Source organism: Aggregatibacter segnis ATCC 33393, assembly GCF_000185305.1.
In the GTDB taxonomy this organism is placed as follows: Bacteria; Pseudomonadota; Gammaproteobacteria; order Enterobacterales; family Pasteurellaceae; genus Aggregatibacter; species Aggregatibacter segnis.
The window spans coordinates 221,531-246,034 of record NZ_GL622200.1; the positions used below are offsets into that span (position 1 = coordinate 221,531).

The window sequence follows — 24,504 nt, forward strand, 5'->3', positions numbered from 1 at the left end:
TCAAGAGATATTACGGAGTTTGTATGACCGAAACCATCAAACCAAAGCGTTCGCATGCCTTTTTGCTAAAAATGACTTTGGGTATTTTTGTCCTCATTTTCATCGCAATGATTGTGATGAATTATATGAAATCAAAAAGCATTGCTGAGTATCTTGCTAATCAAGGTGAAAGGGCTGTTCCGGTAACGGCAATGACCATTTCTGCGCAGCAATGGACGCCGGTGATTGAGACCACCGGTTTGGTTCGTCCAAATCAAGGGGCGATGCTGAGTGCACAAAGTGCGGGGACGATTTCAAAAGTGTTAGTCACTAACGGACAAAGCGTGAAAAAAGGAGATTTGTTGGTGGAATTAGACAGTTCGGTGGAACGTGCAAGCTTGCAAGCGGCGGAAGCGCAAGTGATTTCTTTGCGTCAAACTTACCAACGCTATGCGAATTTGGCTAAGAGTGGCGGTGTTTCCCGTCAAGAATTGGATAATGCAAAAGCCGCCTACGATGCGCAAGCGGCTAACGTAGAATCCTTAAAAGCGACTATTGCACGTCGCCAAATTGTCGCCCCGTTTGATGGCAAAGCCGGCATCGTGAAAGTCAATGTGGGTCAGTATGTATCGAACGGCACAGAAATCGTACGTGTGGAAGATCGCAGTTCCATGAAAGTGGATTTCTCTATTGCACAGAATTTATTGGATCAATTGCGTATCGGTCAAAAAGTGACAGCTACGGCAGATGCGCGTTTAGGCGAAACTTTTGCTGCACGAGTTACGGCAATTGAGCCGGCAATTAATTCATCCACCGGTTTGATTGATGTGCAAGCGACCTTTGAGCCGGAAGATGGCGAAAAATTGTTATCCGGCATGTTCACCCGTTTAAATGTGGCATTGGCAACGGAATATGAGCAAATCGTGGTGCCGCAAGTGGCGGTGAGTTACAACATGTATGGCGAATCGCTTTATATTTTGACCGCACTTTCTGATGAGGAAAAAGAGAAATTTGCGAAACAGGGTGATGTAAACAAAATGTATCGTGCTAACCAAATCACCGTGTTTACAAAGGATCGCCAAGGTATCTATGCTCAGTTAAAAGGCGATGAAGTGAAAATCGGCGATAAAATTATTACCGGCGGTCAGCAAAATTTAAGTAACGGTGCGTTAGTGCTTGTGGCGGATAAAGAAGGCGTAGGCACCACACAACCGGCATCGAAAACCAATCTTTAATTAGGAAATACGAATGAAATTTACCGATATATTTATTCGTCGCCCGGTGCTTGCGGTTTCGATTAGTCTGTTAATCATTATTTTGGGATTACAGGCGATTTCCAAACTGGCGGTGCGTGAATATCCTAAAATGACAACCACGGTGATCACCGTGACAACAGCCTATCCCGGCGCAGATGCTAACTTGATTCAGGCGTTTGTGACCTCGAAAATTGAAGAAGCGGTCGCGCAGGCGGATAACGTGGACTATATGTCTTCTTCCAGTAGACCGAGCAGTTCTTCGATCACGGTGAAAATGAAATTAAATACCGACCCGAATGCGGCGCTTGCCGATGTGTTGGCGAAGGTGAATTCCGTGCGTTCAGAATTGCCAAGCGGGATTGAAGATCCGACGGTGACTTCTTCTACCGGTGGTTCGGGCATTATGTATATTAGTTTCCGTTCCAATAAGTTAGATGCAAGCCAGGTGACGGACTATATTCAACGTGTGGTAAAACCGCAGTTCTTTACCGTGGAAGGGGTGGCAAGCGTGGATATTTTCGGTGCATCTGAATATGCTCTGCGCATTTGGTTGGATCCGCAAAAAATGGCGGCACAAAACCTTTCTGCCACGCAAGTGATGTCTGCCTTATCGGCAAACAACGTGCAAACGGCTGCGGGTAACGACAACGGTTTTTACGTGGTGTACAAAAATAAAGTGGATACCACCACAAAATCCGTTGATGAGTTAAGCAAACTGATTGTGTATTCCAATGGCGATAAACTTGTCCGTTTACGCGATATTGCAGATATTGAATTGAATAAATCCAGCGATAATGCCCGTGCGGTAGCAAACGGTTCTGATTCCGTGGTGTTAGCAGTGAATCCGACATCTTCGGCAAACCCGTTAACCGTGGCGGAAAAAATTCTTCCATTGTATGAAAGCATCAAAAATAACTTACCGGACGCTATTCAAACAGACATTTTATATGACCGCACTGTTGCCATTAACAACTCCATTGAAGAAGTGGTAAAAACTATCATTGAAGCGACTCTCATCGTATTGGTGGTGATCACTATGTTTATTGGCTCCTTCCGTGCTATTTTGATTCCGGTTATTACCATTCCGATTTCCCTTATTGGGGTGATCATGATGCTACAAACCTTGGATTTCTCCATCAACTTGATGACATTGCTGGCTTTAATTTTAGCGATCGGTTTGGTGGTGGATGATGCCATTGTGGTGCTAGAAAACGTTGACCGTCATATTAAGCTCGGTGAAACGCCATTCCGTGCAGCGATTATCGGTACGCGTGAAATTGCGGTGCCGGTCATTTCCATGACGATTGCGTTGATTGCAGTATATTCCCCGATGGCGTTAATGGGTGGCATTACCGGAACATTGTTTAAAGAGTTCGCTTTAACCCTTGCCGGTGCGGTATTTATTTCCGGTATCGTGGCGTTGACGCTTTCTCCGATGATGACCAGTAAATTACTTAAAGATCATTCGGCACCAAGCAAGTTGGAAGAGCGTGTTAACCGCACTTTAACCAAAGTGAACAATGCTTACGCTTATGTCTTGGATTTGGTGATGGCAAATCGTAAATGTATGTTGGCATTTGCGGGCGTTATTTTTGCCACATTGCCGGTATTGTTTAATTCACTTTCCAGTGAACTTACACCGACAGAAGACAAAGGTGCATTCTTAGCCATCGGTTCTGCACCGTCTAACGTGAACGTCGATTATGTACAAGCGGCGATGGCACCGTATCAAAAAATCTTAACGGAGACGGATGAAGTACAATTTGCGATGACCATTTCCGGTGTGCCAAGCACCAACCAATCTTTGAACGTAGTGACGTTAAAAGACTGGAAAGATCGTTCCAGAAGTCAAGCAGAAGTGTTGCAAGAGTTAAACAATAAAGCCAAGACCATTCCGGAAGTATCTGTCAGTGGTTTTGCTTTCCCTGAAATTGAAACCGGGGAACAAGGACCACCAATCGGTTTCGTGATCAGCACTTCTCAAGACTATGCAGATTTGGCGAATGTGGCAGGCAAATTCTTGGAAGCGATGCAGAAATCCGGCAAGTTCGTTTACTCAAGCTTAGACTTGAAATTCGACACAGCACAAATGCACATCAAAATTGACCGTGAAAAAGCCGGTACTTACGGTATTACGATGAAACAAATCAGTGCAACGTTAGGCAGCTTCTTATCTGCCGCAACGGTTGAACGTGTGGATATTGACGGTCGTGCGTATAAAATTATTTCACAGGTGAAACGCGAAAAGCGTTTATCCCCACAAAGCTGGAATAACTATTATGTGTCGGCTGCGAATGGCGAATCAGTTCCGTTAAGCAGTTTGATCAGCGTGTCATTAGAACCACAACCAAGCTCTTTGCCGCGTTTCAGCCAGCTGAACTCAGCGGTGATCAGTGCGGTGCCGATGCCGGGTTCTTCCATTGGAGATGCGATTCAATGGCTTGAAGACAGTTCAAAAGAATTGTTACCACAAGGCTACAACTACGACTTCAAAGGCGAAGCCCGTCAGTTAGTACAAGAAGGTAATGCGTTAGCGGTCACATTCGTGTTGGCGGTCATTATTATTTTCTTGGTGTTGGCGATTCAGTTTGAGTCCATTCGTGACCCAATGGTGATCATGATTTCCGTACCGTTGGCGATCAGTGGGGCATTGCTTGCCTTGAACTTCTTTGGCTTCATTGGCACGGCAGGGGCAACGCTGAATATTTACTCTCAAGTCGGCTTAATTACGCTGGTCGGTTTGATCACCAAGCACGGTATCTTAATGTGTGAAGTGGCAAAAGAAGAGCAGTTGAACCACGGACGTTCCCGAATTGATGCGATTACGCATGCGGCAAAAGTACGTTTACGTCCAATTCTGATGACCACGGCGGCGATGATTGCCGGCTTGGTTCCATTGCTTTATGCGACCGGTGCCGGTGCAGTCTCCCGTTTCAGTATGGGGATTGTGATTGTTTCAGGCTTGGCGGTTGGTACGTTGTTTACCCTGTTCGTGTTGCCGGTGATTTATTCTTACGTGGCAAGTGAACATAAACCGCTTCCGGAATTTGATGAAAATATCAAACCGATTGAGGGTGAGATTAATCACTAATTTACATCACCTGTAAAACAAACCGCACTGTTGAGCAATCAAAGTGCGGTTTCTTTTTGCGTTAAATCTTGTATACGTTATATTTTAAAGCATATAGCAATGCGGTAAAATCTATCGCCAAAATCCACCGCACTTTAGGAAAATACAATGACTTTCTACGATATTGATTTTAACGCCCTCTACAAACAGCATCTTATTGCTTGTAACCATTACAATTTGCCGCCAGAGAAATGGGACAAGAAAGCCGTCAAAATGGCAGAAAATCTGGTGGGGAAAGCCAGCCGTTATAACCAACAATTACTGGAAACCATGCAGGTGCAACCTGACGAAAGCGTTCTCGATATCGGTTGTGGCCCGGGCACCTTTGCCATTCCTTTGGCGCAGCAAGGCAGTCAGGTGTACGCCTTGGATTACAGCACAGGAATGTTGGATGTGTTGGCAGAATATAAACAAAAATTGCAACTGGAAAATTTAAATCTGATTCGTCGTTCTTGGTTGGAGAATTGGGATGATGTGCCGCAAGCGGATGTGATTTTGGCATCACGTTCTACGTTAGTGGATGATTTAGATGACATGATCGAGAAACTCTGCGCTAAAGCGAAAAAACGGGTGTATCTCACTTCCGTGACGCAGCGCCACTTCTTAGATGAAGGCGTATTTTCCGCCATCGGGCGTGATGATATTGGTTTCCCGACCTATATTTACCTGCTCAATCGGCTTTACCAAAAAGGCATTCAAGCCAACCTCAGTTTCATTGAAACGGAATCCGGCCGTTTTATGGGCGAAACCTATGAAGATTTGTTGAATTCCGTGGAATTTTCACTTGGTCCGTTGAACGACAAAGAGAAGCAAGGTTTATCCGCATTTTATCGTCAAAAACAACAGAACAACGAAGCCATCGAACACGGACAACGAAAATGGGCGTTAATTTGGTGGAATGTGGCTTAAAAGTGCGGTGCAATTTTGAGGTGTTTTTTCACTTTAAAAGGTTATTCGGCGAAGGGGATTTTTTTGCCTTCGCCTTGACGAATCAGGCTTTCAGGCGTAACATTGCGCGCGATTTAGTAACATGAGGACACACACTTTGGACAGTCACAGTCGATACCGAACGGAGTTTTTACTGTAACTATCGCCTTTCTCACTTATCGGCGATGGTTTCGTTGGTAAGTTTCTTTTACCTTTCTCTTTTTCGGCATCTTTTCGTCAAACGAAATTTGCAACATATTCTTTCATTACAGCTTTCTTTATTTGTCGTTAAAAAACGCGTCTAAAAACGACCGCACTTTTGATCGTGATTGCTTGTAATATTCCTTTCGTTTGCCGCCGCTTACTGCCATGTGCATAGTCCAATACGGGAGTATGACAAAATGATAAATGCTTTTGCCCTTGAAGACGCTCGCTTGGTTCGTATTGATGAAACCACCGAGCCGTTAAATACCGCGATTTGGCTTGATTTAATTGAACCAACTATTGAAGAACGTGAGACCTTGCAAGAAAATCTAGGGCAGAGTTTAGCCTCTTTCCTTGAGTTGGAAGACATCGAAGCATCCGCACGTTTTTTTGAAGACGAAGACGGTTTGCACTTGCACTCCTTCTTTTATTGTGAAGATGAAAATGACTATGCAGATTTAGCCAGCGTGGCGTTCACTATTCGTGACGGGCGTTTGTTTACCTTGCGTGACCGTGAATTACCGGCGTTCCGTTTATATCGTATGCGTTCTCGTAATCAGCGTTTAATCGAATGTAACTCCTATGAATTATTATTGGATTTATTTGAGACCAAAATCGAGCAACTGGCTGATGTGATTGAAAACGTGTATGCGGATTTGGAAAAATTAAGTCGCGTGGTGTTAAACGGAACCCAAGGGGAAGCTTTTGATGAAGCCTTGGCAACCTTAACAGAACAAGAAGATACCAGTTCCAAAGTGCGTTTGTGTTTGATGGATACGCAACGCGCGCTTAGTTTCTTGGTGCGTAAAACCCGTTTGCCGGCTAATCAGTTAGAACAGGCACGTGAAATTTTACGAGACATTGAATCTTTGCAACCGCATAATGAATCCCTGTTCCAAAAAGTGAACTTCTTGCTTCAAGCTGCGATGGGTTTCATTAATATTGAGCAGAACCGTATTATCAAGATCTTCTCCGTTGTGTCGGTGATTTTCCTCCCGCCAACCTTGGTAGCGTCTAACTACGGCATGAACTTCAACGATATGCCGGAACTTGGGTTTAAATTTGGCTATCCGATGGCGTTGGGGTTAATGGCATTGGCGGCGTTTGCACCCTATTGGTATTTCAAACGCAAAGGCTGGTTATAATTTTAAGGAAACAGCATGAATTCAATTCAATTTTTAATTGCGACTGTGATCAGCGTTTATAGCTTTATTTTAATCTTACGTGTTTGGTTCCAGTTGGCACGCGTGGATTTTTATAATCCTTTATCACAAGCCTTAGTGAAAGCGACACAACCTGTTGTCGCGCCACTCAGTCGATTCGCACCAACAGTGAAAGGTGTGAATATTGCCGCGCTATTGGCATGTTTGATTTTGGGATGGGTAAAATTTCCTTTATTAAACTTTTTTGGCACTATCGCAGGCGCTTCCTTATTTGAATATGCCGTGATTGGTGTATTAAGTGTGGTGCACAGCATTGGTGAGGCTATTTTCTACGTGTTGTTAGTGGGGGCTATTTTAAGCTGGTTTAATCGTGCTGCAGGGCAAACACAATATTTGTTGTACCAATTAAGTGAGCCTGTGCTTCGTCCCATCCGTAAAATTCTACCTAATACCGGTATGATTGATTTTTCACCAATGGTGGTGGTTTTTATCTTGTATTTACTCAATCGTGTGCTCTACGACATCTTCGGTGGTCTTTGGGCTGTGGCAGCGTTTTAAGCTAACGACATTTTAGGAATCTCAGTATGGCGGCAGTAGAACGAAGCGGCGATGATTTGCGCCTTAGAATCTTTTTACAACCCAAAGCCGCCAAAGATCAGATTGTCGGTTTGCATGATGATGAATTAAAAATCAGCATTACCGCACCTCCTGTAGATGGGCAAGCCAACGCCCATTTACTCAAATTCCTCAGTAAACTCTTTAAAGTGCCCAAAAGTAGCATTGTGCTGGAAAAAGGCGAGCTTAATCGACATAAACAGGTTCTCATCCCTTGCCCTAAGGCGATTCCGCCACAAGTTGAAGCTTATTTAACCGTGTAAAAGTGCGGTCAAAAATCCGCATGTTTTTACTGGACAAATATCAAAATAAGCGGAGAATGAGCAAGCAAATTGCAACTTATTCTTATTTCTCATTATGTTATTGTAAAGGAGACATTTATGAGCATCACTAAACAACAAGTATTAGATGCCTTCCATTTCCGTTGCGCAACTCGTTATTACGATCCCGAGCGCAAAATCAGCAAAGAAGATTTTGACTATATTTTAGAACTTGGTCGCTTATCGCCAAGTTCCGTAGGATCCGAACCATGGCAATTTTTAGTGGTGCAAAATCCCGAATTACGCCAAGCCTTAAAACCGGTGAGTTGGGGCATGGCAACGCAGTTAGATGATGCCAGCCATGTGGTCGTCATTTTGGCAAATAAAAAAGCCCGTTACGATTCGGACGATTTTCGCCAGAATTTGTTGCGTCGCGGCTTAAATGAAGAACAACTACAACAAGCTGTGGCGAAATACGAAACATTCCAAAAAAACGACATAAAAGTGTTGGAAAACGACCGCACTTTATTCGATTGGGCGAGCAAACAAACCTATATCGCTTTGGCTAATATGATGACGGGGGCTGCCTTAATCGGCATCGACAGTTGCCCGATTGAAGGTTTCAATTATGCGGAAGTCAACCGTATTTTGGCGCAAACCGGTGCGTATGATGCAGAAAAATATGCGGTGTCTGTGGCGGTGACTTTCGGCTATCGTGCTAAAGACATTCGTCCGAAATCCCGCAAGCCACTCAATGAGATTGTTCATTGGATTGAATAATTTTTCTCAAATCCGTTCTTTGCTTTCATAGCCTAAAAGAGCGGATTTTTTATGTTTTGGAGACTAACATGTCACGATATTTATTTACGAAAGGCAGACCGCGTTCGTTACTATTTCCGATTTTTTTCTTTTCTTTGATTAATCTCATCGTATTTACCCTGTCTCGCCTCGGCTTGTCTTTATGGCAACAAGAACGGGTCAGTGCCGTTAATGGTTGGGGCGAATTGTTCTTGCAAGGCCTACGCATGGACGTAGTATCTTTGTGTTATTTATTCGGCGTGCCGGCCTTATTGACTGTGTTGCTATATCATCAAAACGCGTTAGGGCGCATTTGGCAGCGTATTTTGCGTTTCTGGTTGACGGCCGGCAGTGTGTTTATCGTGTTTATGGAACTGGCGACACCGGCGTTTATTGAAACCTATGATTATCGTCCGAATCGTTTGTTCATCGAATATTTAATTTATCCGAAAGAAGTGTTCTCCATGTTGATGGAAGGGCATCTAAGTGCGGTCATTTTTAGCCTTGTTTTTACCCTTATCGCTGCCGTGGTGTATTGGAAACTGGCCGGTTGGGCGGTGCGTAATATCACGACAATGCGTTGGACGTGGCGTCCGGTGGTGGCGTTGTTGGTGATTGCGTTGAGTTTTCTTGGTGCGCGTTCTAGCTTGCAACACCGCGGAATCAACCCGGCCATGGTGGCATTTTCCTCTGATGCCATGGTGAATTCTTTGGTGCTGAATTCAGGCTATTCCGTGATTTATGCAGCACAACAGTTTAAAGATGAAGGCACCTCTTCCGAAGCCTACGGTAAAATGGATGTGGAAGAAATGCTCTCCATTGTGAAAAACAGCGGAAGCCGTCCGGCAGAGGCTTATCTTTCCAAGGAAATTCCAACCTTGACCCATAACCAAGCCACTTACCAAGGTAAACCGAAAAATATTGTGATTGTGTTGGAGGAAAGCCTTGGGGCGCAATTTATCGGTACGCTAGGTGGTTTGCCATTGTCGCCCGAATTTGACAAGCTGGCACAGCAAGGCTGGTTGTTTGATAATTTATATGCCACCGGTACCCGTTCCGTACGTGGTATTGAAGCCGTTACCGCGGGTTTTACCCCGACACCGGCACGTGCAGTTGTGAAATTGAATAACAGCCAAAATGGTTTCTTTACCTTGGCGCAAATCTTAAGCCAACGGGGGTATGACACGTCCTTTATTTACGGCGGGGAAAAGCATTTTGATAACATGGCGGGCTTTTTCTACGGTAATGGTTTTAAACGTATTATTGACCAAATGGATTATCAAAACCCAAGCTTCACCGGGACTTGGGGCGTGAGTGACGAAGATTTGTTCACTAAAGCCAATGAGACGTTTACTCAATTACACAACGAAGGAAAACCGTTCTTTAGCCTCGTGTTCAGCTCCAGCAACCACGATCCGTTTGAATTTCCGGATGGAAAAATCGATCTGTACGAACAACCGAAAGCCACGCGCAACAATGCGGCAAAATATGCGGATTATGCGATTGGGCATTTCTTCAAACTTGCGAAAGCCTCCAATTATTGGCAAGACACTATTTTCTTAGTGATTGCTGACCACGACTCTCGTGTGGCTGGTGCCAGCTTGATGCCGATTAAGCATTTCCATATTCCAGCATTGATTTTGGGCGAAGGCATCGAGCCGCGTCGTGATAACCGTTTGGTCAGCCAATTCGATATGCCGACGACCTTACTTTCTCTGGCTGGCATTAGTGGCGATTACCCGATGATCGGTTATGACCTGACTCAACCGAACGATCCAAACCGCGCCATTATGCAGTACGACCAAGTGCAGGCACTGATGCGGGGCAATGATGTGGTGATTCAATTCCCGAAAGTCGGTGCCAAAACCTACCGTTACGACAAAGCCACCGAAACCTTAACGGAAGCAGAGGTGCCGCAAAGCATGGTGAAAGAAGCTTTGGCTCACGCATTGTTAGGCAGCTATTTGTATAAACACCGCTTATACACAACGCCGGAAATTAAACAGGCGGAAAGCAAGCGCTGATTTTAAGTGGAAAAGTGCGGTGGAAATTCTCGATAGATTTTAACCGCACTTTTTTTGTTTTCTGTCATCGCAGCTTACCTCCTCTTCCCATCACCTCTTTTTTCATAAAAATTTTTGTAAGAAATTGTCAACGAGTTCCGTCTAATCAGCATGTAGGAAAGCATTCGTTTTCTTACAGTTTTTCTTAATTAAAAAAATTCAACACATCTTAATAGGATTAAAGGAGTTTCTTATGAAAAAAATGACATCATTCGTAACATTAGCCGGTGTGCTTGGCATGGTAATGGCTTTTCAAGTTTCTGCTGAAATGAAAAGCATGCAACCAATGGAACAGCAAATGGAACATAAAATGGAAAGCATGAAAGATGCCAAGCCGATGATGGATAATAAAATGGATAAGATGAAAGAGGGAAAATCAATGAAGCATGACATGAAGAAAAAGATGAAATCAGATAAAAAAATGATGGAAAATAACATGGAACAGGGTATGAAAGAAGCTGAAACAATGAAGCCAAAAATGTAACTTTTAAATGATAAGGCTTGTGCTAAACAAGCCTTATCACAAAGCGTATCATTCATATCCATGAATTCTGCGGTATGGCTTTCTTTGTGAAAGAGGTAGGATTATGATGAATGCCTGCAAGTACAGATAAAACGGATTTTCTTATGTCTTCAACGATGCCCTTGGCTTTTCAATTGATTTCATCTCAGCAAATACAAGAGATTCGGGAGCAAATGTTAAAATTTGCACTGCTGCAGTTGCGTGACAAGGATTTGGCGGAAGATGTGGTGCAAGAAGCCCTGACAAGGGCGTATCAGCATGCGGCGTCATTTAAAGGTGCGGCTGCGTTAAAAACGTGGTTTTTCGCCATTTTAAAAAATCAGATTATTGATTTGTTGAAGTATCGGCAGCGTGTAGTGACGGTTTCAGAAGTGAGTGATGACGATGACCCGAATGCGTTTTTTGATCAAGAAGGGCATTGGGATCGTAGTCGATTTTTACCCTCAACTTGGGAAGAACCTCAAGAACAGGCATATAAAAAAGAGTTTTGGATTATTTTTGAAGCATGCCTGGATCATTTACCGGCACAGCAAGCGCGTGTTTTTATGATGCGAGAATATTTTGATATGCAAAGTGAACAAATTTGCCAAGAATGTGATGTATCCATCTCTAATTTGCACGTGTTGCTATACCGCGCCCGCTTACAATTACAAGCATGTTTGTCCCGCCATTGGTTTGATCATAAGGATAACGCCGGAGAGAAATGATGAAATGTAATCAAGTCACCAAATTTATCTCAATGCACCAAGAAAAACCCCAGTCCTTATTAACACAAGGTCGGGTGTATCTGCATTTGGCTATTTGTCCGTACTGTCGCGCATTTGCTAAAAATTGTAAAAAAATGCATAAGTTAATGCGTGATTTCTCTGAACAATAAGCATCGATTGTTTCTTATTCTGAGGATTTTGATGTCTTTTGAGGGATAAATTAAGTGCGGCGGTATAACCCGTTTTCACTGTAAATCAGTTCTTGAAGTTCTAATTCTAAAAGCTGAATAAGAAGTTGCTCCACCGACAAATTGAGTGTGCTAGAGAGGGAATCAATGCTGATTGGCGTATACCCAATCGCTTGATAAAGTTCAGGATAAGTAGGCGATACCTTTTCCTCTTGTTGCGGAGAAATGACCGTTGGGGAAGAAAAGTGCGGTCTATTTTTCAGGTGTTTTTCCCATGCCATTTGTGGTGCAAGGTTTTCTAAAATATCTTCTACATTTTCTACTAGCATCGCGCCTTGTTTAATAAGTTTATGACAGCCTTGGCTAAATTGACTTTGGATATTGCCGGGTAGAGCAAAAATTTCTCGGTTTTGTTCCAGTGCATAACGAGCGGTGATTAAAGATCCGCTACGTTCGGTGGCTTCGATAATTAATGTCGCGAGAGATAATCCGCTGATAATGCGATTACGGCGGGGAAAGTTTTCTGCGATAGGAGGTTGTAACGGGAAAAACTCAGAAACTAACGCACCACCTTGTTCAATGATATGTTGTGCCAATTTACGGTGTTTTGCCGGATAAACCTCTTCTAAGCCACTCCCTAATACCGCGATAGTCGGCTGTCTCAAATCTACTGCTGCTTGATGACAGAATCCGTCAATGCCCAGCGCAAGTCCGCTGGTTATGATGAAGCCGTTGGTGGTTAATTCTGAGGCAAAATACTTTGCCCAGTATTCCCCATAACTAGAACATTGGCGACTGCCAACGATAGCAATCTGTGGGTGAGATAAGGTGGATGTTTCACCTTTGACGAATAACACTGGTGGTGCGCTGTCAATTTGTTTTAATTGCTGAGGATAGTCCGGATGATAATAATCAAGAATATGATTTCCTTCTTTTTCTCCCCATAAAAGTGCCGGTTCAATATAGCGTTTTTCAGGATTGAACCACGCTTGGATTTGTTGAGCATTCCACCCTATATGTTTGAATGCGGTAACATCGTAATCTTGTAAATCAGATAAATTTACTTGATCAAGTATTTTTTGAATTGAGGTTGGGCCTAGTTTAGGAATTTGTAATAGGCGAAGGAAAAGGGGTAAATGGTTGTTCATGCTCTTCTTTGCTCTTTTTAAAGCAAAATTATACGGAGAGCAGAAATGAGGAGGATAAAAGAGGTGTTATTTTGCGATCAGGATCGTAATTTAGAAAGAAAGAGGATAAAAATTGGGAGAGATGGGGGAGAAATATTATTTTTTATTACCGCACTTTTTAGTATCAAATAAAAAACCCGGCAGGGCAGCCGGGTTTTTCTTTTCGCACTGAATTATTCAGCAACGATAATCACGTTCAAGTGAGAGAAAACTTCGCCATGGAATTGGAAAGTTACTTCATGTTCACCAAGAGTACGGATTAAACCGTTTGGTAAACGAACTTCACTTTTCGCCACTTCAACGCCTTTTGCAGTGATTGCATCAGCGATGTCACGGGTACCGATAGAACCGAATAAACGACCTTCGTCACCTGCTTTAGATGCGATGGTTACAGAACCTAATGCTTCTAAGCGTGCTGCGCGGTCAACAGCAGCGGCTAATGCTTGTGCTGCTTTTTCTTCTAATTCTGCACGACGTGCTTCAAAGTGTTCAATGTTAGCTGCGGTTGCCATAACTGCTTTACCTTGTGGGATTAAGAAGTTACGTGCGTAGCCGGATTTAACATTTACTTGATCGCCCACTTTACCTAAGTGTGCAATTTTATCTAAAAGAATTACTTGCATTTGACCTTCCCCTTCTTAGTGATGATGCGTGTCAGAGTAAGGTAATAACGCTAAATAACGAGCGCGTTTGATTGCGCGAGCTAATTGGCGTTGGTACTTCGCACGAGTACCGGTAATGCGGCTTGGTACAATTTTGCCGCTTTCAGAAATGTAGTTCTTTAATGTAGCGATATCTTTGTAATCGATTTCAACAACATTTTCCGCTGTGAAACGGCAGAACTTACGACGACGGAAATAACGTGCCATTTGGCTGGTCTCCTAATCTATAAATTCGATTTGCTCGGCATGTAAGACTAATTGTTTTGACCCATTATTTAACTGATGGGTGGTTAAAAAACCTTGAATTAATACTTTATTGCCGACCGTAATGCCTTGAGTTTTTTCTACTAATTGATTGCCGCTTACCTGAACCGGAATTTTGCACCAAGCTTGTCTGCTTAAATTAGCTTCCACTTGGTTTGAACGATGTTCCAATAAAAATTGGCAATGTTCGATTCCGTTTGGGCTTTTGCGCCGCTTAAGATTACCGGTAACGATACCAATAATGGATAAACGGTTTTCAATGTTCAAATTACTCTTCAGCATCCTCAAAATCGTTGGATTCAACTTCAGTTAAAGCTTTACGATCATCTTTTGCTTTAACCATTGGGGACGCTTCGGTTACGGCGTGCTTAGTGTGAATAACAAGGCTGCGTAATACAGCATCGTTATAACGGAAAGTCGTTTCTAGCTCGTCGATTACTTGTTGAGGCGCTTCTACATTCATAAGCACATAGTGTGCTTTATGTAATTTGTTAATTGGGTATGCTAATTGACGGCGACCCCAATCTTCTAGGCGATGAATTTGACCGCCGGCTTCTTTTACAGAACCGGTGTAACGTTCAATCATGCCCGGTACTTGCTCGCTTTGGTCCGGATGAACCATAAACACGATTTCGTAGTGACGCATTACTGCTCCTTACGGGTTAATCAGCCTCCAACGTAAGACCAGTCACCAATCTTGTGGAAGCAAGGAACTAATTCGGATGTGACTGAGGGCGCAAATTATACACGGAAAGCTGGTTTTTGCAAGAAAAGTGCGGTCGATTTTTCCGGTGTTTTTACATCCAAGCATTATTACGAATAATGCCGACAGCGATCCCCTCAATTTCGAATTGCGTCGGTTGAGTCAAATCCACGACAATCGGGGCAAATTCTTCGTTCTCGGCATGTAAATAAACCGTCGAACCTTTACGCTCCAAACGTTTTACCGTGACTTCGTCTTCAATGCGGGCAACGACAACTTGTCCGTTGCGTACGTCCTTGGTGCTATGGACGGCTAATAAGTCACCGTCCAAAATGCCGATGTCTTTCATGGATTGACCATAAACTTTGAGTAGAAAATCCGCTTGTGGTTTGAACATTGTCGGATCAACATGATAGGTGCCTTCAATATGTTGTTCGGCCAAAATCGGTTCGCCTGCGGCAACGCGCCCGATTAACGGTAATCCCGGTTCTTCTTGCCCATTATCTTCAAGCAATAAGCGAATACCACGGGATGTGCCGGAGACGATTTCAATCACGCCTTTTTTCGCTAATGCTTTTAAATGTTCTTCAGCCGCATTTGGCGAGCGAAATCCCAGTTCTTTAGAGATCTCCGCCCGTGTTGGTGGCATGCCGGTAGTTTCAAGATGGTGTTTCAGAAAATCATAAACTTCCTGTTGCCGAGCTGTAAGTGGTTTCATAAATTTACCCTGTTATTTTATACATAAGTAACTGGTATTATATACAGAAAAGCTTGGGGCGCAACTTTTCTTTTGTTGAAATATAAATCGAATCAGAGGCTTATCCTAGAATTGTGTTGTTCGTCACTAATTCTATGAAGTTTTTATGCTAAACTAGCGCCAATTTTGCACAAAGTATGTGAAATAACGTTAATTATACAAGGATATTTATTATGGCTGGTTTTCTGAATGCTTACCGGAAATTACTTGAATTGCCATTGTCGATTTTAGTAAAAAATAATCCGATTCCTCATCATCCTATTGAAGAACTAGAACTAAATATTTCCCAACCTATCGTTTATGTGTTGCCTTACACATCACAAACCGATTTTGTGATTTTCCGTAAAAACTGTTTGAGCGTGGGCTTGCCGGATCCTTTAGAACAAAATGAAATTAATGGCAATTTATTACCTCGCTTTGTTTTTTTAGATGAAGGTCGCCGCTTTTTTAAATCGAAAGGGGCTAAAAAAGAAACGATCACTGTTTTCAATAAATATTTGGAATTGCACCGCACTTCACCGGATTTAGACGTGCAGTTAGTTCCCGTTTCAGTTTTATGGGGAAGAGCTCCGGGGCGTGAAGATCAAACGGGTTTGCCAAACTTACGTTTGTTAAACGGGCTACAAAAAACAGTCGCGGCATTATGGTTTGGACGCGATACCTTTGTGCGTTTCTCGCAAGCGGTGTCTTTACGTTATATGACTCGTGAGCATGGATTTGATCAGAAAATTGCACAAAAATTAGCTCGTGTAGCCAAAATGCACTTTGCTAAACAACGTATTTCGGCGACTGGTCCTCGCTTGCCAAATCGCCAAGCCATGTTCAATAAATTATTGCAACTGCCGGTAATTTTAGCGGCAATCGAAGACGAAGCGAAAAGTAAGAACATTAGTAGAGAGAAAGCGCATAAAGAAGCTGAAAAAATTCTGGATGAAATTGCGGCGAATGTGAGCTACGAAAGTTTACGTGTAGCGGATCGTTTCTTGCGTTGGTTGTGGAACAAATTGTATCAAGGCATTCAAGTTGAAAATGCGGATCGCGTGCGTAAATTGGCGTTAGAAGGCCATGAAATCGTGTATGTGCCTTGTCATCGTAGCCACATTGACTATTTATTGCTTTCCTATGTGTTATATCACCAAGGTTTGGTTACTCCGCATATTGCCGCAGGGATTAACCTTAATTTCTGGCCGGTTGGTGGGATGTTCCGCCGTGGTGGGGCATTTTTCATTCGTCGAACCTTTAAAGGTAACCGCTTATATTCTACGATTTTCCGTGAATATTTGTCGGAGTTGTTCCATCGTGGATATGCCGTGGAATACTTCATTGAAGGTGGGCGTTCACGTACGGGGCGTTTACTCGCGCCGAAAACCGGTATGATGTCCATGACATTACAGGCATTACAGCAACAACAGAGCCGACCGATTACGATTGTGCCGGTGTATGTGGGGTATGAACACGTTTTAGAAGTGGACACTTACGCCAAAGAATTACGTGGTGCGGCGAAAGAAAAAGAAAATGCCGGCTTGGTATTACGTGTGATTAAAAAATTGCGTAATTTAGGCAAAGGCTATGTGAATTTCGGTGAGCCTATTACGTTAAATGCTTATTTAAATCAAAACTTCCCGGAATGGAAAGAGCCACCGGAAGATCGCCCTCAATGGTTTAATAAAGCTGTCGATGCGGTTTCCCATCAAGTGATGGTGAATATTAATAAAGCCGCGGCAGTGAATGCCATGAACTTAACCGGCACGGCATTGTTGTCTTCCCGTCAACGTGCACTTTCCCGTGAGCAATTATTAGAGCAACTTTCCAGTTATCAACAATTATTGCAAAACGTGCCGTATTCTGACGATGTCGTTGTGCCGGCTGAAAAACCGGAAATTATGCTGGATCATGTGTTAAGTCTGGATCGAGTCGGTATTTTGGTGGAGAAAGACAACTTCGGTGAAATTGTCCGTTTGGAACGTTCTTCAGCCGTATTAATGACCTACTACCGCAATAACATTCAACACTTATTTGTGTTGCCATCCTTGGTCGCAAGTATTGTGTTGCATTACGAAGGTATTCAAAAGGATTTAGTGTTAGATGCCGTGCTTAAGATTTACCCGTTCTTGCGTAGCGAATTATTCTTGCATTTTACGGAAGAAGATCAGATCGCACAGCGTGTAGAGCAAATCATTAACGAATTGCAACGCCAAAATATTATTAAGCACAGTGAGAATATGCTAACAATCAATAAGCCGAATATTCGGATGTTGCAACTTTGGTCTGCCGGTGTACGTGAAATCTTACAACGCTATTACATTACCGTGAATTTACTGCAAAATAATCCATTGATTTCCCGTGCAGATTTGGAAAAAGAAAGTCAGTCTGTAGCACAACGTTTGTCTGTCCTACATGGCATTAATGCACCTGAATTCTTTGATAAAGCAGTTTTCTCCGCCTTTACGAATAGTTTAAAAGACCAAGGCTATTTCAATGAAAGCGGCAGTGCGAATACGGAAAAATTGCATGTGTTGGCAGAGATTCTAACCCATCTGATTTCAACGGAAATTTGCTTAACGATTAACGGTGCCGTGACAAAAGTAGAAGAGAAAGAACATAGCGAAAATTAAGGAAACAAAGTAAAAGTGCGGTCATAAAAAAGGTTATTTTTTTGACCGCACTTTGTTTTTTTAAATTATTTGTTAATAAAAAAGCCATCTTCCTTTAGATGGCTTTTTCTTTGTGTCTGAGTTAACGTCTAAACATTCCGCCTAATCCGCCGAGCCCGCCGCCCATTAAGCCTTGCATGCCGCGCATCATTTTTGCCATGCCGCCTTTACGCATTTTCTTCATCATACGTTGCATTTCGTCAAATTGTTTGAGTAGCTTGTTTACATCTTGCACCTGCGTGCCGGAACCAAGAGCAATGCGACGACGGCGAGAACCTTTGATGATGTCCGGATTGGCGCGTTCTTTTAAGGTCATGGAATTAATGATGGCTTCGAGTTTGTTGAACATTTTGTCGTCCACCTGATTTTTCACATGATCCGGTAGGTTTTTCGCGCCCGGTAATTTTTCCAACATGGACATCATGCCGCCCATTTTTTTCATTTCGCGTAATTGTTCGCGGAAATCTTCTAAGGTGAAATCGTCGCCTTTTTTGAATTTTTGCGCCATTTTCTCCGCTTTTTCACGGTCAACGGAACGCTCTAAATCTTCAATCAAAGAAAGTACATCACCCATGCCAAGAATGCGCGACGCCACACGATCCGGGTGGAACGGCTCTAACGCATCGGTTTTTTCCCCCACCCCGAGGAATTTAATCGGCTTGCCGGTAATTTGACGAATAGATAATGCGGCACCACCACGCGCATCGCCATCCACTTTGGTGAGGATCACACCGGTAAGCGGCAAAGCCTCATTAAAGGCTTTTGCTGTATTTGCCGCATCTTGACCGGTCATGGCATCCACGGTGAAGAGTGTTTCAATTGGATTTAACGCAGCATGAACTTGCTTGATTTCATCCATCATTTCACTATCAACGTGCAAACGACCTGCAGTATCCACGATCAGCACATCGTAGAATTTTAATTTCGCGTCTGCCAACGCGGCTTTCGCAATATCTACCGGCTTTTGTTTCACATCGGATGGGAAGAAATCGACATTAACCGCTTGGGCAAGGGTTTCTAATTGTTTGATCGCTGCAGGACGATAAACGTCGGCAGACACCACAAGCACTTTTTTCTTATGGCGTTCACGCAGAAATTTGGCCAGTTTACCCACGCTGGTGGTTTTCCCCGCCCCTTGCAGACCCGCCATTAAAATCACGGCAGGCGGTTGGGTAGCCAGATTTAAACTTTCGTTGGCTTCACCCATTGCCGCTTCTAATTCGGCTTGGACGATTTTGACGAATTCTTGTCCCGGTGTGAGGCTTTTATTGACTTCCACCCCAATGGCGCGTTCTTTTACGTTGTTAATAAAATCGCGCACGACCGGCAATGCCACATCGGCTTCTAACAATGCCATGCGCACTTCGCGCAAGGTTTCTTTAATGTTATCTTCGGTTAAACGACCTCGACCGCTGATATTGCGTAAGGTTTTGGAAAGACGATCGGATAAATTCTCAAACATAATATTTCCTGTGGTTAAATCGGAAAGGTATCATCGGTAAAATGCCGTTCATTATACTGAAATTCCGCGCATTTTCACGTCAAATAAAGTCGTGGCGATTTTAGCTTGATCTCGTTAGAATAAAACGCCAACAAAACAAAGGAAGAATAATTATGTGGTTTGCTGTTTTATCAATTCTTTTTTACCTCATCAGTGTGTTACGCATTGCGCCCATTTTATTAACCTCGCAAGTGGCGGGAGCCGATGTTAAAACTAAAAAAACACAGTTTTTTTTGACCGCACTTTTGGCGGTGGTTTTTCACCTTATTAGCACTTTCCCACTATTGAGAAACTTGGCGGAAGGGCAGAATTTCAGCATTATGGAAGTGGCTTCATTGATGAGTGTCATGATTGCTATACTTGCCACGTTAGCCATGTTGCGCGTCAACACTATGTGGTTTGTGTTACCGATTGTTTATTGTTTTTCCATTATTAATTTGATTTATGCCACTTTTCTTCCAAGCCACATTATTCAATTATTGAACCAAAATACGTCTATGCTTTTTCATATCGGTTTGTCGATTTTTGCTTATGCCGTCTGCTGTATCGCGACTCTGTATGCGATTCAGTTGGTCTGGCTTGATCGTCGTTTGAAAAGCAAAAAGATGACTTTTTCACCAATGGTGCCGCCGCTTATGACGGTAGAGCGTCATTTTTTCCGTTTATTGGTCAGTGGTGAAGTATTGATGACATTCACCCTTATCTCCGGCACCTTTCATTTGGTTAACGCTATGACGCCGGATAATATTCATAAAGGTTTATTTTCGTTATTCGGCTGGATTGTATTCGGCATTGCGATTTTAGGCTATAAGCACTACCGCTGGCGTGGAAAAAAGATGATTATTTATGCAATTTCAGGTATGATTTTGCTCACGATTGCTTATTTCGGTAGTCGTCTGATTGTGTAATATCAGTAAATGAGAAAAAAGTGCGGTGAGTTTTTCCCGCCTTTTTTTATTTTTAAGTCAATGTAAGGATTTCACTTTGGACAGTATTCCCCTTAGTACGTTATTTATCATTTTAATTGCCTGTTTAGTCCTTTCTGCCTATTTTTCCGGCTCTGAAACAGGTTTGCTTTCTTTAAATAAATATCGCCTGCGTTTTTTAGCAGAGCAGGGCAATAAAGGCGCCAAAAAAGCGGAGATGTTGCTTGCTAAACCGGACAAACTACTGAGTTTTATTCTTATCTTTAATAACCTTGTGAATATTAGTGCTTCGGCGATTGCGACCGTTATTGGGATGCGATTATATGGCGATGCCGGTGTGGCGATTGCCACCGGTGCATTAACGTTCGTGATGTTGATTTTCTCTGAAATCTTCCCCAAAACGGTGGCAGCGATGCACCCGGAAAAAGTGGGATTGACCTCGAGCCATCTATTAACCCCATTACTCAAGGTTTTTGCTCCTTTAGTTTGGGTGATGAATGTGTTCACCAAATTTTTAATGCATTTAGTGGGCTTAAAACCGGATCTGAAGAAACAAGTCATTAGCCGCGAAGAATTACGCAGCATCGTTTCCGAAGCGGGAGAAGCAACACCGGATGAGCAACATCCGCAAATGTTGCTGTCTATTTTGGATATGGAAACCGTTACCGTGGATGACATCATGGTGCCACGCAATGAAATCGGCGGCATTGATATTGATGATGACTGGAAATCTATCATGCGCCAGCTCAATCATGCGGCACATAACCGTGTGGTGTTGTATAAAGGCAGTATGGACGAAAACGTGCTAGGTATTTTGCGTGTTCGCGAAGCGTTCCGTTTGTTGCTGGAAAAAAATGAATTCACCAAAGAAACGTTGATTCGTGCTGCTGATGAAGTGTATTTCATTCCTGAAGGAACGGCTTTAAAGACGCAATTAGCTAATTTCCGTAATAAAAAAGAGCGTATCGGTTTAGTGGTGGACGAATACGGTGATATTAAAGGTTTGGTTACCTTGGAAGATATTTTGGAAGAAATCGTGGGGGATTTCACCACATCTAATGCGCCGACAATTGATGAAGAAGTTGTACAGCAATCTGATGGTTCGATGATTATTGAAGGTTCTGCCAATTTGCGCGATTTAAATAAAATGTTTAATTGGAATTTGGACACCGAAGATGCGCGTACATTTAACGGTTTGATCTTGGAGCATTTGGAAGAAATTCCTGAAGAAGGCACCGTCTGTGAAGTGAATGGCTTGCGGGTGACTATTTTGGAAGTGAGTGACAACATGATTAAACAAGCTAAAGTAGTTAAGCTCTAAAATGTGACTTAAATCAAATTAAAGCGATGAAGTGTCTTCATCGCTTTTTTATTGCTAAATTTTAATTTACAAACGATGGAAGATTCTTATAATTAATGCGATTCATTATCAGTTGTAAAAGGAGTGTGATTTATCTCCTTCTTTTTATATTTTAAGCACCTCGTCTAAGGGAAAACAAATGCCACAAATTTTTGAATTTTTACACAATTACAGTGATTACATCATCATCGGTTTATTGTTATTTATGAGCGTCTTAATGCTCGCTATGGTAATCGAGCGTTTCTTCTTCTTATCTCGTGTTAAAGTCAACCAATATTCTACGATTCACGCTCTTGAAATTGATTTAAATCGCAACCTTACTGTGATTTCCACCGTTGGTGCGAATGCGCCTTACGTGGGGTTATTGGGGACGGTAATTGGGATCCTTTTAACGTTCTACCAAATTGGTCAATCCGGCGGTGATGTCAATGCCGGCGAAATCATGATGCATTTATCTTTAGCGTTAAAAGCGACCGCACTTGGGATTCTTGTGGCAATTCCTTCCATGATTTTCTATAACGCCTTAGGTCGTAAAGTAGAAGTTAACCGTTTGAAATGGAAAGTATTACATTCTCAAAAGAATAAAGAAGATACCGAAGCATAAGGAATCACCGTGAAAAAGTTTGATGAAATCAACATTATCCCGTTCATTGATATTATGTTGGTGTTGCTTGCCATCGTATTGATTACGGCGTCTTTCATTTCTCAAGGGAAAATCCAAGTGAATGTGCCGAAAGCCAGTTCTTCTGTGGCATTTAAATCCAGTGAGTTGGCGAAATTATTGACGGTGACTGCTGAAGGGGAAGTGTTCTTTAATGACAAACCGACCAGCTTAGAATCGTTAGAAACAGAAATTGCCGCGTGGGATAAATCCCAAAAAGTAACATTAAAAATTGATGCGGGTGCTACTTTCCAAGATTTCGTGTCAGTAACCGATTTATTGGCAAAAAATGAGATTAAAGATGTTGCCATTGTGGCAACTAAAGGTGGCGAAAAATCAAAATCGACAGATGCTCCGTCGGCAACACCTGCTGCGCCACAAAGTGGCAACACAGAAACAACACCGGCAGCGCAGTAGGAGAATCTGAATGCAGAATGCCAAACGTTCGCTGTTAAGTTTCCTGCTATCTGTGGTTATTCATGCCATTATTATCTTTGTGTTATTTTGGAGCCATTTGACAAAAACAGATACGACCGCAAATAGTGCAACCGGCGAAATTTCTACCAGTATTTCTATGGAAATGCTTATGGCGATGGTGGAAGCCGATACGCCACCGGTGGTGGAAAAAGCACCGGAGCCGGAAAAACAGGAGATGGTGGAAGATCCGACAGTAAAACCGGAACCACCTAAGGTTGAGAAACCAAAAGAACCTGAAAAGCCGAAAGAGAAACCAAAAGAAAAACCGAAAGAAAAGCCAAAAGAGAAGCCAAAGGATAAACCGAAACCAAAAACAGATGCTGTGGTCGGTGATCGAACTGTTGAATCCAATGCGTCCGTTAACTCTAAGGCAACCACTACTGGTCCGGCAAATACGACGAATCCGAATTTGGTTGGTAATGGCGTGGGCGGCAGTGAGAGAGATGCTTATTTGTCAGCCGTTCGACGTGAGATTGAAAAACATAAACGTTATCCGGCACGTGCACAAATGATGCGTAAACAAGGTGTTGTCACCGTGTCCTTCTCGATTGCAGCTGATGGTAGTATCAGCGGTGCTAGTGTAGTAAAAAGCTCCGGTGTTGAGGATTTGGATGGCGCGGCATTAAAAGCCGTAGCAAGTGCTCGTTCTATCGGCCCTCGTCCTGCAGGTGTTTCTTCCAGTATTACGGTGCCGATCAGTTTCAATCTGAGATAGTTTCTTTCTTACAAATAAAAGTGCGGTCAAAAAATAAATAAATTTTTGACCGCACTTTTTATTGCCTCTTAACGCAGAAAATTAGCTGTGTTTGCTTTTCTGGTAGAGTGCCATTGCTTCTGGCATGAGGCGTAATAAGTTTTCTTGGCGATCTTTGTCGCTTGGGTGGGTGGAACTAAGTTTATCCAACACACTTTGGAAACCTTTAGCGACTTTTTATGGATTTGTGTGTAAAAAAGACCGCACTTTTTAAAGATGCGGCCTGTTTTTTTTTGTGATTTTTGATTATTTTTTTGCACGCTCAAATGAATCAAGGATTTCTTTACGCGCTGCGTCAACGCCTTCCCATCCTTCTACTTTCACCCATTTACCTGCTTCTAACGCTTTGTAGCTTTCGAAGAAGTGTTTAATTTGTGCTTTTAATAATTCCGGTAAATCGCCCACGTCTTTGATGTGGTCGTATTCTTTGCTTAATTTCGTGTGCGGTACCGCAACGACTTTCGCATCGCCACCAGCTTCATCTGTCATTTTCAACACGCCTACCGGACGGCAACGAATAACGGAGCCAGGTTGTAACGGATACGGTGTTGGCACTAACACATCAACCGGGTCGCCGTCAGAAGATAAGGTGTTGTTCACATAACCGTAGTTTGCCGGATAGAACATGGCGGTTGCCATGAAACGGTCCACAAATAATGTGCCGGTTTCTTTGTCTACTTCGTATTTGATTGGATCAGAGTTTGCAGGGATTTCAATAACAACATAGATGTCATCTGGTAATTCTTTACCTGCCGGTACGCTTTCTAAGCCCATTTGTTATTCCT

The 24,504-nt window shown here is 42.9% G+C and carries 25 protein-coding genes and 1 pseudogene; 17 read left to right on the forward strand and 9 right to left on the reverse strand.

Annotation, left to right across the window (positions count from 1 at the left end):
- Window positions 1-23 precede the first annotated feature (23 nt).
- The 11 genes from acrA (at window position 24) to HMPREF9064_RS10125 (ending at window position 11,795) form a co-directional block, all read left to right on the forward strand.
- Complete coding sequence (gene acrA, locus HMPREF9064_RS08205; protein ID WP_006716763.1) at window positions 24-1,214, forward strand: multidrug efflux RND transporter periplasmic adaptor subunit AcrA; 1,191 nt, start codon at window positions 24-26, stop codon at window positions 1,212-1,214.
- Between the two features lie 13 nt (window positions 1,215-1,227).
- Entirely contained in the window at window positions 1,228-4,326 is a 3,099-nt protein-coding gene (gene acrB / locus HMPREF9064_RS08200; RefSeq protein ID WP_006716765.1) for a multidrug efflux RND transporter permease subunit AcrB, read from the forward strand.
- Window positions 4,327-4,473: 147 nt separating this feature from the next.
- On the forward strand, window positions 4,474-5,274 hold the full coding sequence (locus tag HMPREF9064_RS08195) for a class I SAM-dependent methyltransferase (RefSeq protein ID WP_006716768.1): 801 nt from the start codon (window positions 4,474-4,476) through the stop codon (window positions 5,272-5,274).
- A gap of 419 nt (window positions 5,275-5,693) precedes the next feature.
- Complete coding sequence (corA, locus tag HMPREF9064_RS08190) at window positions 5,694-6,641, forward strand: magnesium/cobalt transporter CorA (RefSeq protein WP_006716772.1); 948 nt, start codon at window positions 5,694-5,696, stop codon at window positions 6,639-6,641.
- A 15-nt stretch (window positions 6,642-6,656) separates the two neighbouring features.
- Window positions 6,657-7,217 carry a YggT family protein gene (locus HMPREF9064_RS08185; protein ID WP_006716774.1) on the forward strand — a complete coding sequence of 187 codons (561 nt, stop codon included), beginning with the start codon at window positions 6,657-6,659 and terminating at the stop codon, window positions 7,215-7,217.
- Between the two features lie 26 nt (window positions 7,218-7,243).
- Window positions 7,244-7,537 carry a DUF167 family protein YggU gene (gene yggU, locus HMPREF9064_RS08180; RefSeq protein ID WP_006716776.1) on the forward strand — a complete coding sequence of 98 codons (294 nt, stop codon included), beginning with the start codon at window positions 7,244-7,246 and terminating at the stop codon, window positions 7,535-7,537.
- A gap of 117 nt (window positions 7,538-7,654) precedes the next feature.
- Complete coding sequence (locus HMPREF9064_RS08175) at window positions 7,655-8,314, forward strand: NAD(P)H-dependent oxidoreductase (protein WP_006716778.1); 660 nt, start codon at window positions 7,655-7,657, stop codon at window positions 8,312-8,314.
- A gap of 68 nt (window positions 8,315-8,382) precedes the next feature.
- Entirely contained in the window at window positions 8,383-10,356 is a 1,974-nt protein-coding gene (locus HMPREF9064_RS08170; RefSeq protein ID WP_006716780.1) for an LTA synthase family protein, read from the forward strand.
- A gap of 232 nt (window positions 10,357-10,588) precedes the next feature.
- Entirely contained in the window at window positions 10,589-10,879 is a 291-nt protein-coding gene (locus tag HMPREF9064_RS08165) for a hypothetical protein (protein ID WP_006716782.1), read from the forward strand.
- 155 nt (window positions 10,880-11,034) lie between these two features.
- Entirely contained in the window at window positions 11,035-11,625 is a 591-nt protein-coding gene (locus HMPREF9064_RS08160) for a sigma-70 family RNA polymerase sigma factor (protein WP_081456141.1), read from the forward strand.
- Window positions 11,626-11,657: 32 nt separating this feature from the next.
- Window positions 11,658-11,795 carry a zf-HC2 domain-containing protein gene (locus HMPREF9064_RS10125; protein ID WP_446053821.1) on the forward strand — a complete coding sequence of 46 codons (138 nt, stop codon included), beginning with the start codon at window positions 11,658-11,660 and terminating at the stop codon, window positions 11,793-11,795.
- 50 nt (window positions 11,796-11,845) lie between these two features.
- Here the strand turns inward: HMPREF9064_RS10125 and dprA are convergent, their stop codons facing one another.
- The 6 genes from dprA to lexA form a co-directional block, all read right to left on the reverse strand.
- Window positions 11,846-12,961, reverse strand: a complete 1,116-nt coding sequence (gene dprA / locus HMPREF9064_RS08155; RefSeq protein WP_006716788.1) for a DNA-processing protein DprA — start codon at window positions 12,959-12,961, stop codon at window positions 11,846-11,848.
- A gap of 212 nt (window positions 12,962-13,173) precedes the next feature.
- A complete protein-coding gene (gene rplI / locus HMPREF9064_RS08150; RefSeq protein ID WP_006716790.1) occupies window positions 13,174-13,623 on the reverse strand; it encodes a 50S ribosomal protein L9 in 450 nt (149 codons plus the stop codon).
- 15 nt (window positions 13,624-13,638) lie between these two features.
- A complete protein-coding gene (gene rpsR / locus HMPREF9064_RS08145) occupies window positions 13,639-13,869 on the reverse strand; it encodes a 30S ribosomal protein S18 (RefSeq protein WP_005541294.1) in 231 nt (76 codons plus the stop codon).
- A gap of 12 nt (window positions 13,870-13,881) precedes the next feature.
- Window positions 13,882-14,208, reverse strand: coding sequence for a primosomal replication protein N (gene priB, locus HMPREF9064_RS08140; protein WP_006716817.1), 327 nt, complete (start codon window positions 14,206-14,208; stop codon window positions 13,882-13,884).
- Complete coding sequence (gene rpsF / locus HMPREF9064_RS08135) at window positions 14,195-14,572, reverse strand: 30S ribosomal protein S6 (protein ID WP_005555822.1); 378 nt, start codon at window positions 14,570-14,572, stop codon at window positions 14,195-14,197. Before rpsF ends, priB begins: the two co-directional genes overlap by 14 nt.
- Before the next feature lie 151 nt (window positions 14,573-14,723).
- A complete protein-coding gene (gene lexA / locus HMPREF9064_RS08130) occupies window positions 14,724-15,347 on the reverse strand; it encodes a transcriptional repressor LexA (protein ID WP_006716824.1) in 624 nt (207 codons plus the stop codon).
- Window positions 15,348-15,559: 212 nt separating this feature from the next.
- Between lexA and plsB the strand changes: the two genes are divergently transcribed.
- Window positions 15,560-18,001, forward strand: a complete 2,442-nt coding sequence (plsB, locus tag HMPREF9064_RS08125; protein ID WP_006716826.1) for a glycerol-3-phosphate 1-O-acyltransferase PlsB — start codon at window positions 15,560-15,562, stop codon at window positions 17,999-18,001.
- Between the two features lie 121 nt (window positions 18,002-18,122).
- Here the strand turns inward: plsB and ffh are convergent, their stop codons facing one another.
- Window positions 18,123-19,502, reverse strand: coding sequence for a signal recognition particle protein (gene ffh, locus HMPREF9064_RS08120; protein WP_006716828.1), 1,380 nt, complete (start codon window positions 19,500-19,502; stop codon window positions 18,123-18,125).
- A gap of 152 nt (window positions 19,503-19,654) precedes the next feature.
- Here ffh and HMPREF9064_RS08115 point away from each other — a divergent pair, with 152 nt between their 5' ends.
- From HMPREF9064_RS08115 to HMPREF9064_RS08095, 5 genes are all read left to right on the forward strand, one after another.
- Complete coding sequence (locus HMPREF9064_RS08115) at window positions 19,655-20,449, forward strand: cytochrome C assembly family protein (RefSeq protein ID WP_006716831.1); 795 nt, start codon at window positions 19,655-19,657, stop codon at window positions 20,447-20,449.
- A 76-nt stretch (window positions 20,450-20,525) separates the two neighbouring features.
- Entirely contained in the window at window positions 20,526-21,788 is a 1,263-nt protein-coding gene (locus HMPREF9064_RS08110) for an HlyC/CorC family transporter (RefSeq protein ID WP_006716833.1), read from the forward strand.
- A 178-nt stretch (window positions 21,789-21,966) separates the two neighbouring features.
- Window positions 21,967-22,431 carry a TonB-system energizer ExbB gene (gene exbB, locus HMPREF9064_RS08105; RefSeq protein ID WP_006716834.1) on the forward strand — a complete coding sequence of 155 codons (465 nt, stop codon included), beginning with the start codon at window positions 21,967-21,969 and terminating at the stop codon, window positions 22,429-22,431.
- A 9-nt stretch (window positions 22,432-22,440) separates the two neighbouring features.
- Window positions 22,441-22,905, forward strand: coding sequence for a TonB system transport protein ExbD (exbD, locus tag HMPREF9064_RS08100; protein WP_006716836.1), 465 nt, complete (start codon window positions 22,441-22,443; stop codon window positions 22,903-22,905).
- 10 nt (window positions 22,906-22,915) lie between these two features.
- Window positions 22,916-23,680: an energy transducer TonB gene (locus HMPREF9064_RS08095; protein WP_006716837.1), complete on the forward strand. Its 765-nt coding sequence runs from the start codon at window positions 22,916-22,918 to the stop codon at window positions 23,678-23,680.
- Window positions 23,681-23,761: 81 nt separating this feature from the next.
- On the opposite strand, the pseudogene HMPREF9064_RS09880 reads toward HMPREF9064_RS08095, so the two are convergent.
- Both HMPREF9064_RS09880 and ppa read right to left on the reverse strand, forming a co-directional pair.
- A pseudogene (locus HMPREF9064_RS09880) lies at window positions 23,762-23,878 on the reverse strand (M48 family peptidase); the annotation flags it as partial.
- A gap of 87 nt (window positions 23,879-23,965) precedes the next feature.
- A complete protein-coding gene (ppa, locus tag HMPREF9064_RS08090) occupies window positions 23,966-24,493 on the reverse strand; it encodes an inorganic diphosphatase (RefSeq protein ID WP_006716839.1) in 528 nt (175 codons plus the stop codon).
- Window positions 24,494-24,504 lie beyond the last annotated feature (11 nt).

Bases quoted from the DNA above. Each gene is read 5' to 3' on its own strand.
- acrA (WP_006716763.1), top strand. From the start codon at position 24: ATGACCGAAACCATCAAACCAAAGCGTTCGCATGCCTTTTTGCTAAAA.
- acrB (WP_006716765.1), top strand. From the start codon at position 1,228: ATGAAATTTACCGATATATTTATTCGTCGCCCGGTGCTTGCGGTTTCG.
- HMPREF9064_RS08195 (WP_006716768.1), top strand. From the start codon at position 4,474: ATGACTTTCTACGATATTGATTTTAACGCCCTCTACAAACAGCATCTT.
- corA (WP_006716772.1), top strand. From the start codon at position 5,694: ATGATAAATGCTTTTGCCCTTGAAGACGCTCGCTTGGTTCGTATTGAT.
- HMPREF9064_RS08185 (WP_006716774.1), top strand. From the start codon at position 6,657: ATGAATTCAATTCAATTTTTAATTGCGACTGTGATCAGCGTTTATAGC.
- yggU (WP_006716776.1), top strand. From the start codon at position 7,244: ATGGCGGCAGTAGAACGAAGCGGCGATGATTTGCGCCTTAGAATCTTT.
- HMPREF9064_RS08175 (WP_006716778.1), top strand. From the start codon at position 7,655: ATGAGCATCACTAAACAACAAGTATTAGATGCCTTCCATTTCCGTTGC.
- HMPREF9064_RS08170 (WP_006716780.1), top strand. From the start codon at position 8,383: ATGTCACGATATTTATTTACGAAAGGCAGACCGCGTTCGTTACTATTT.
- HMPREF9064_RS08165 (WP_006716782.1), top strand. From the start codon at position 10,589: ATGAAAAAAATGACATCATTCGTAACATTAGCCGGTGTGCTTGGCATG.
- HMPREF9064_RS08160 (WP_081456141.1), top strand. From the start codon at position 11,035: ATGCCCTTGGCTTTTCAATTGATTTCATCTCAGCAAATACAAGAGATT.
- HMPREF9064_RS10125 (WP_446053821.1), top strand. From the start codon at position 11,658: ATGCACCAAGAAAAACCCCAGTCCTTATTAACACAAGGTCGGGTGTAT.
- dprA (WP_006716788.1), bottom strand. From the start codon at position 12,961: ATGAACAACCATTTACCCCTTTTCCTTCGCCTATTACAAATTCCTAAA.
- rplI (WP_006716790.1), bottom strand. From the start codon at position 13,623: ATGCAAGTAATTCTTTTAGATAAAATTGCACACTTAGGTAAAGTGGGC.
- rpsR (WP_005541294.1), bottom strand. From the start codon at position 13,869: ATGGCACGTTATTTCCGTCGTCGTAAGTTCTGCCGTTTCACAGCGGAA.
- priB (WP_006716817.1), bottom strand. From the start codon at position 14,208: ATGCTGAAGAGTAATTTGAACATTGAAAACCGTTTATCCATTATTGGT.
- rpsF (WP_005555822.1), bottom strand. From the start codon at position 14,572: ATGCGTCACTACGAAATCGTGTTTATGGTTCATCCGGACCAAAGCGAG.
- lexA (WP_006716824.1), bottom strand. From the start codon at position 15,347: ATGAAACCACTTACAGCTCGGCAACAGGAAGTTTATGATTTTCTGAAA.
- plsB (WP_006716826.1), top strand. From the start codon at position 15,560: ATGGCTGGTTTTCTGAATGCTTACCGGAAATTACTTGAATTGCCATTG.
- ffh (WP_006716828.1), bottom strand. From the start codon at position 19,502: ATGTTTGAGAATTTATCCGATCGTCTTTCCAAAACCTTACGCAATATC.
- HMPREF9064_RS08115 (WP_006716831.1), top strand. From the start codon at position 19,655: ATGTGGTTTGCTGTTTTATCAATTCTTTTTTACCTCATCAGTGTGTTA.
- exbB (WP_006716834.1), top strand. From the start codon at position 21,967: ATGCCACAAATTTTTGAATTTTTACACAATTACAGTGATTACATCATC.
- HMPREF9064_RS08095 (WP_006716837.1), top strand. From the start codon at position 22,916: ATGCAGAATGCCAAACGTTCGCTGTTAAGTTTCCTGCTATCTGTGGTT.
- ppa (WP_006716839.1), bottom strand. From the start codon at position 24,493: ATGGGCTTAGAAAGCGTACCGGCAGGTAAAGAATTACCAGATGACATC.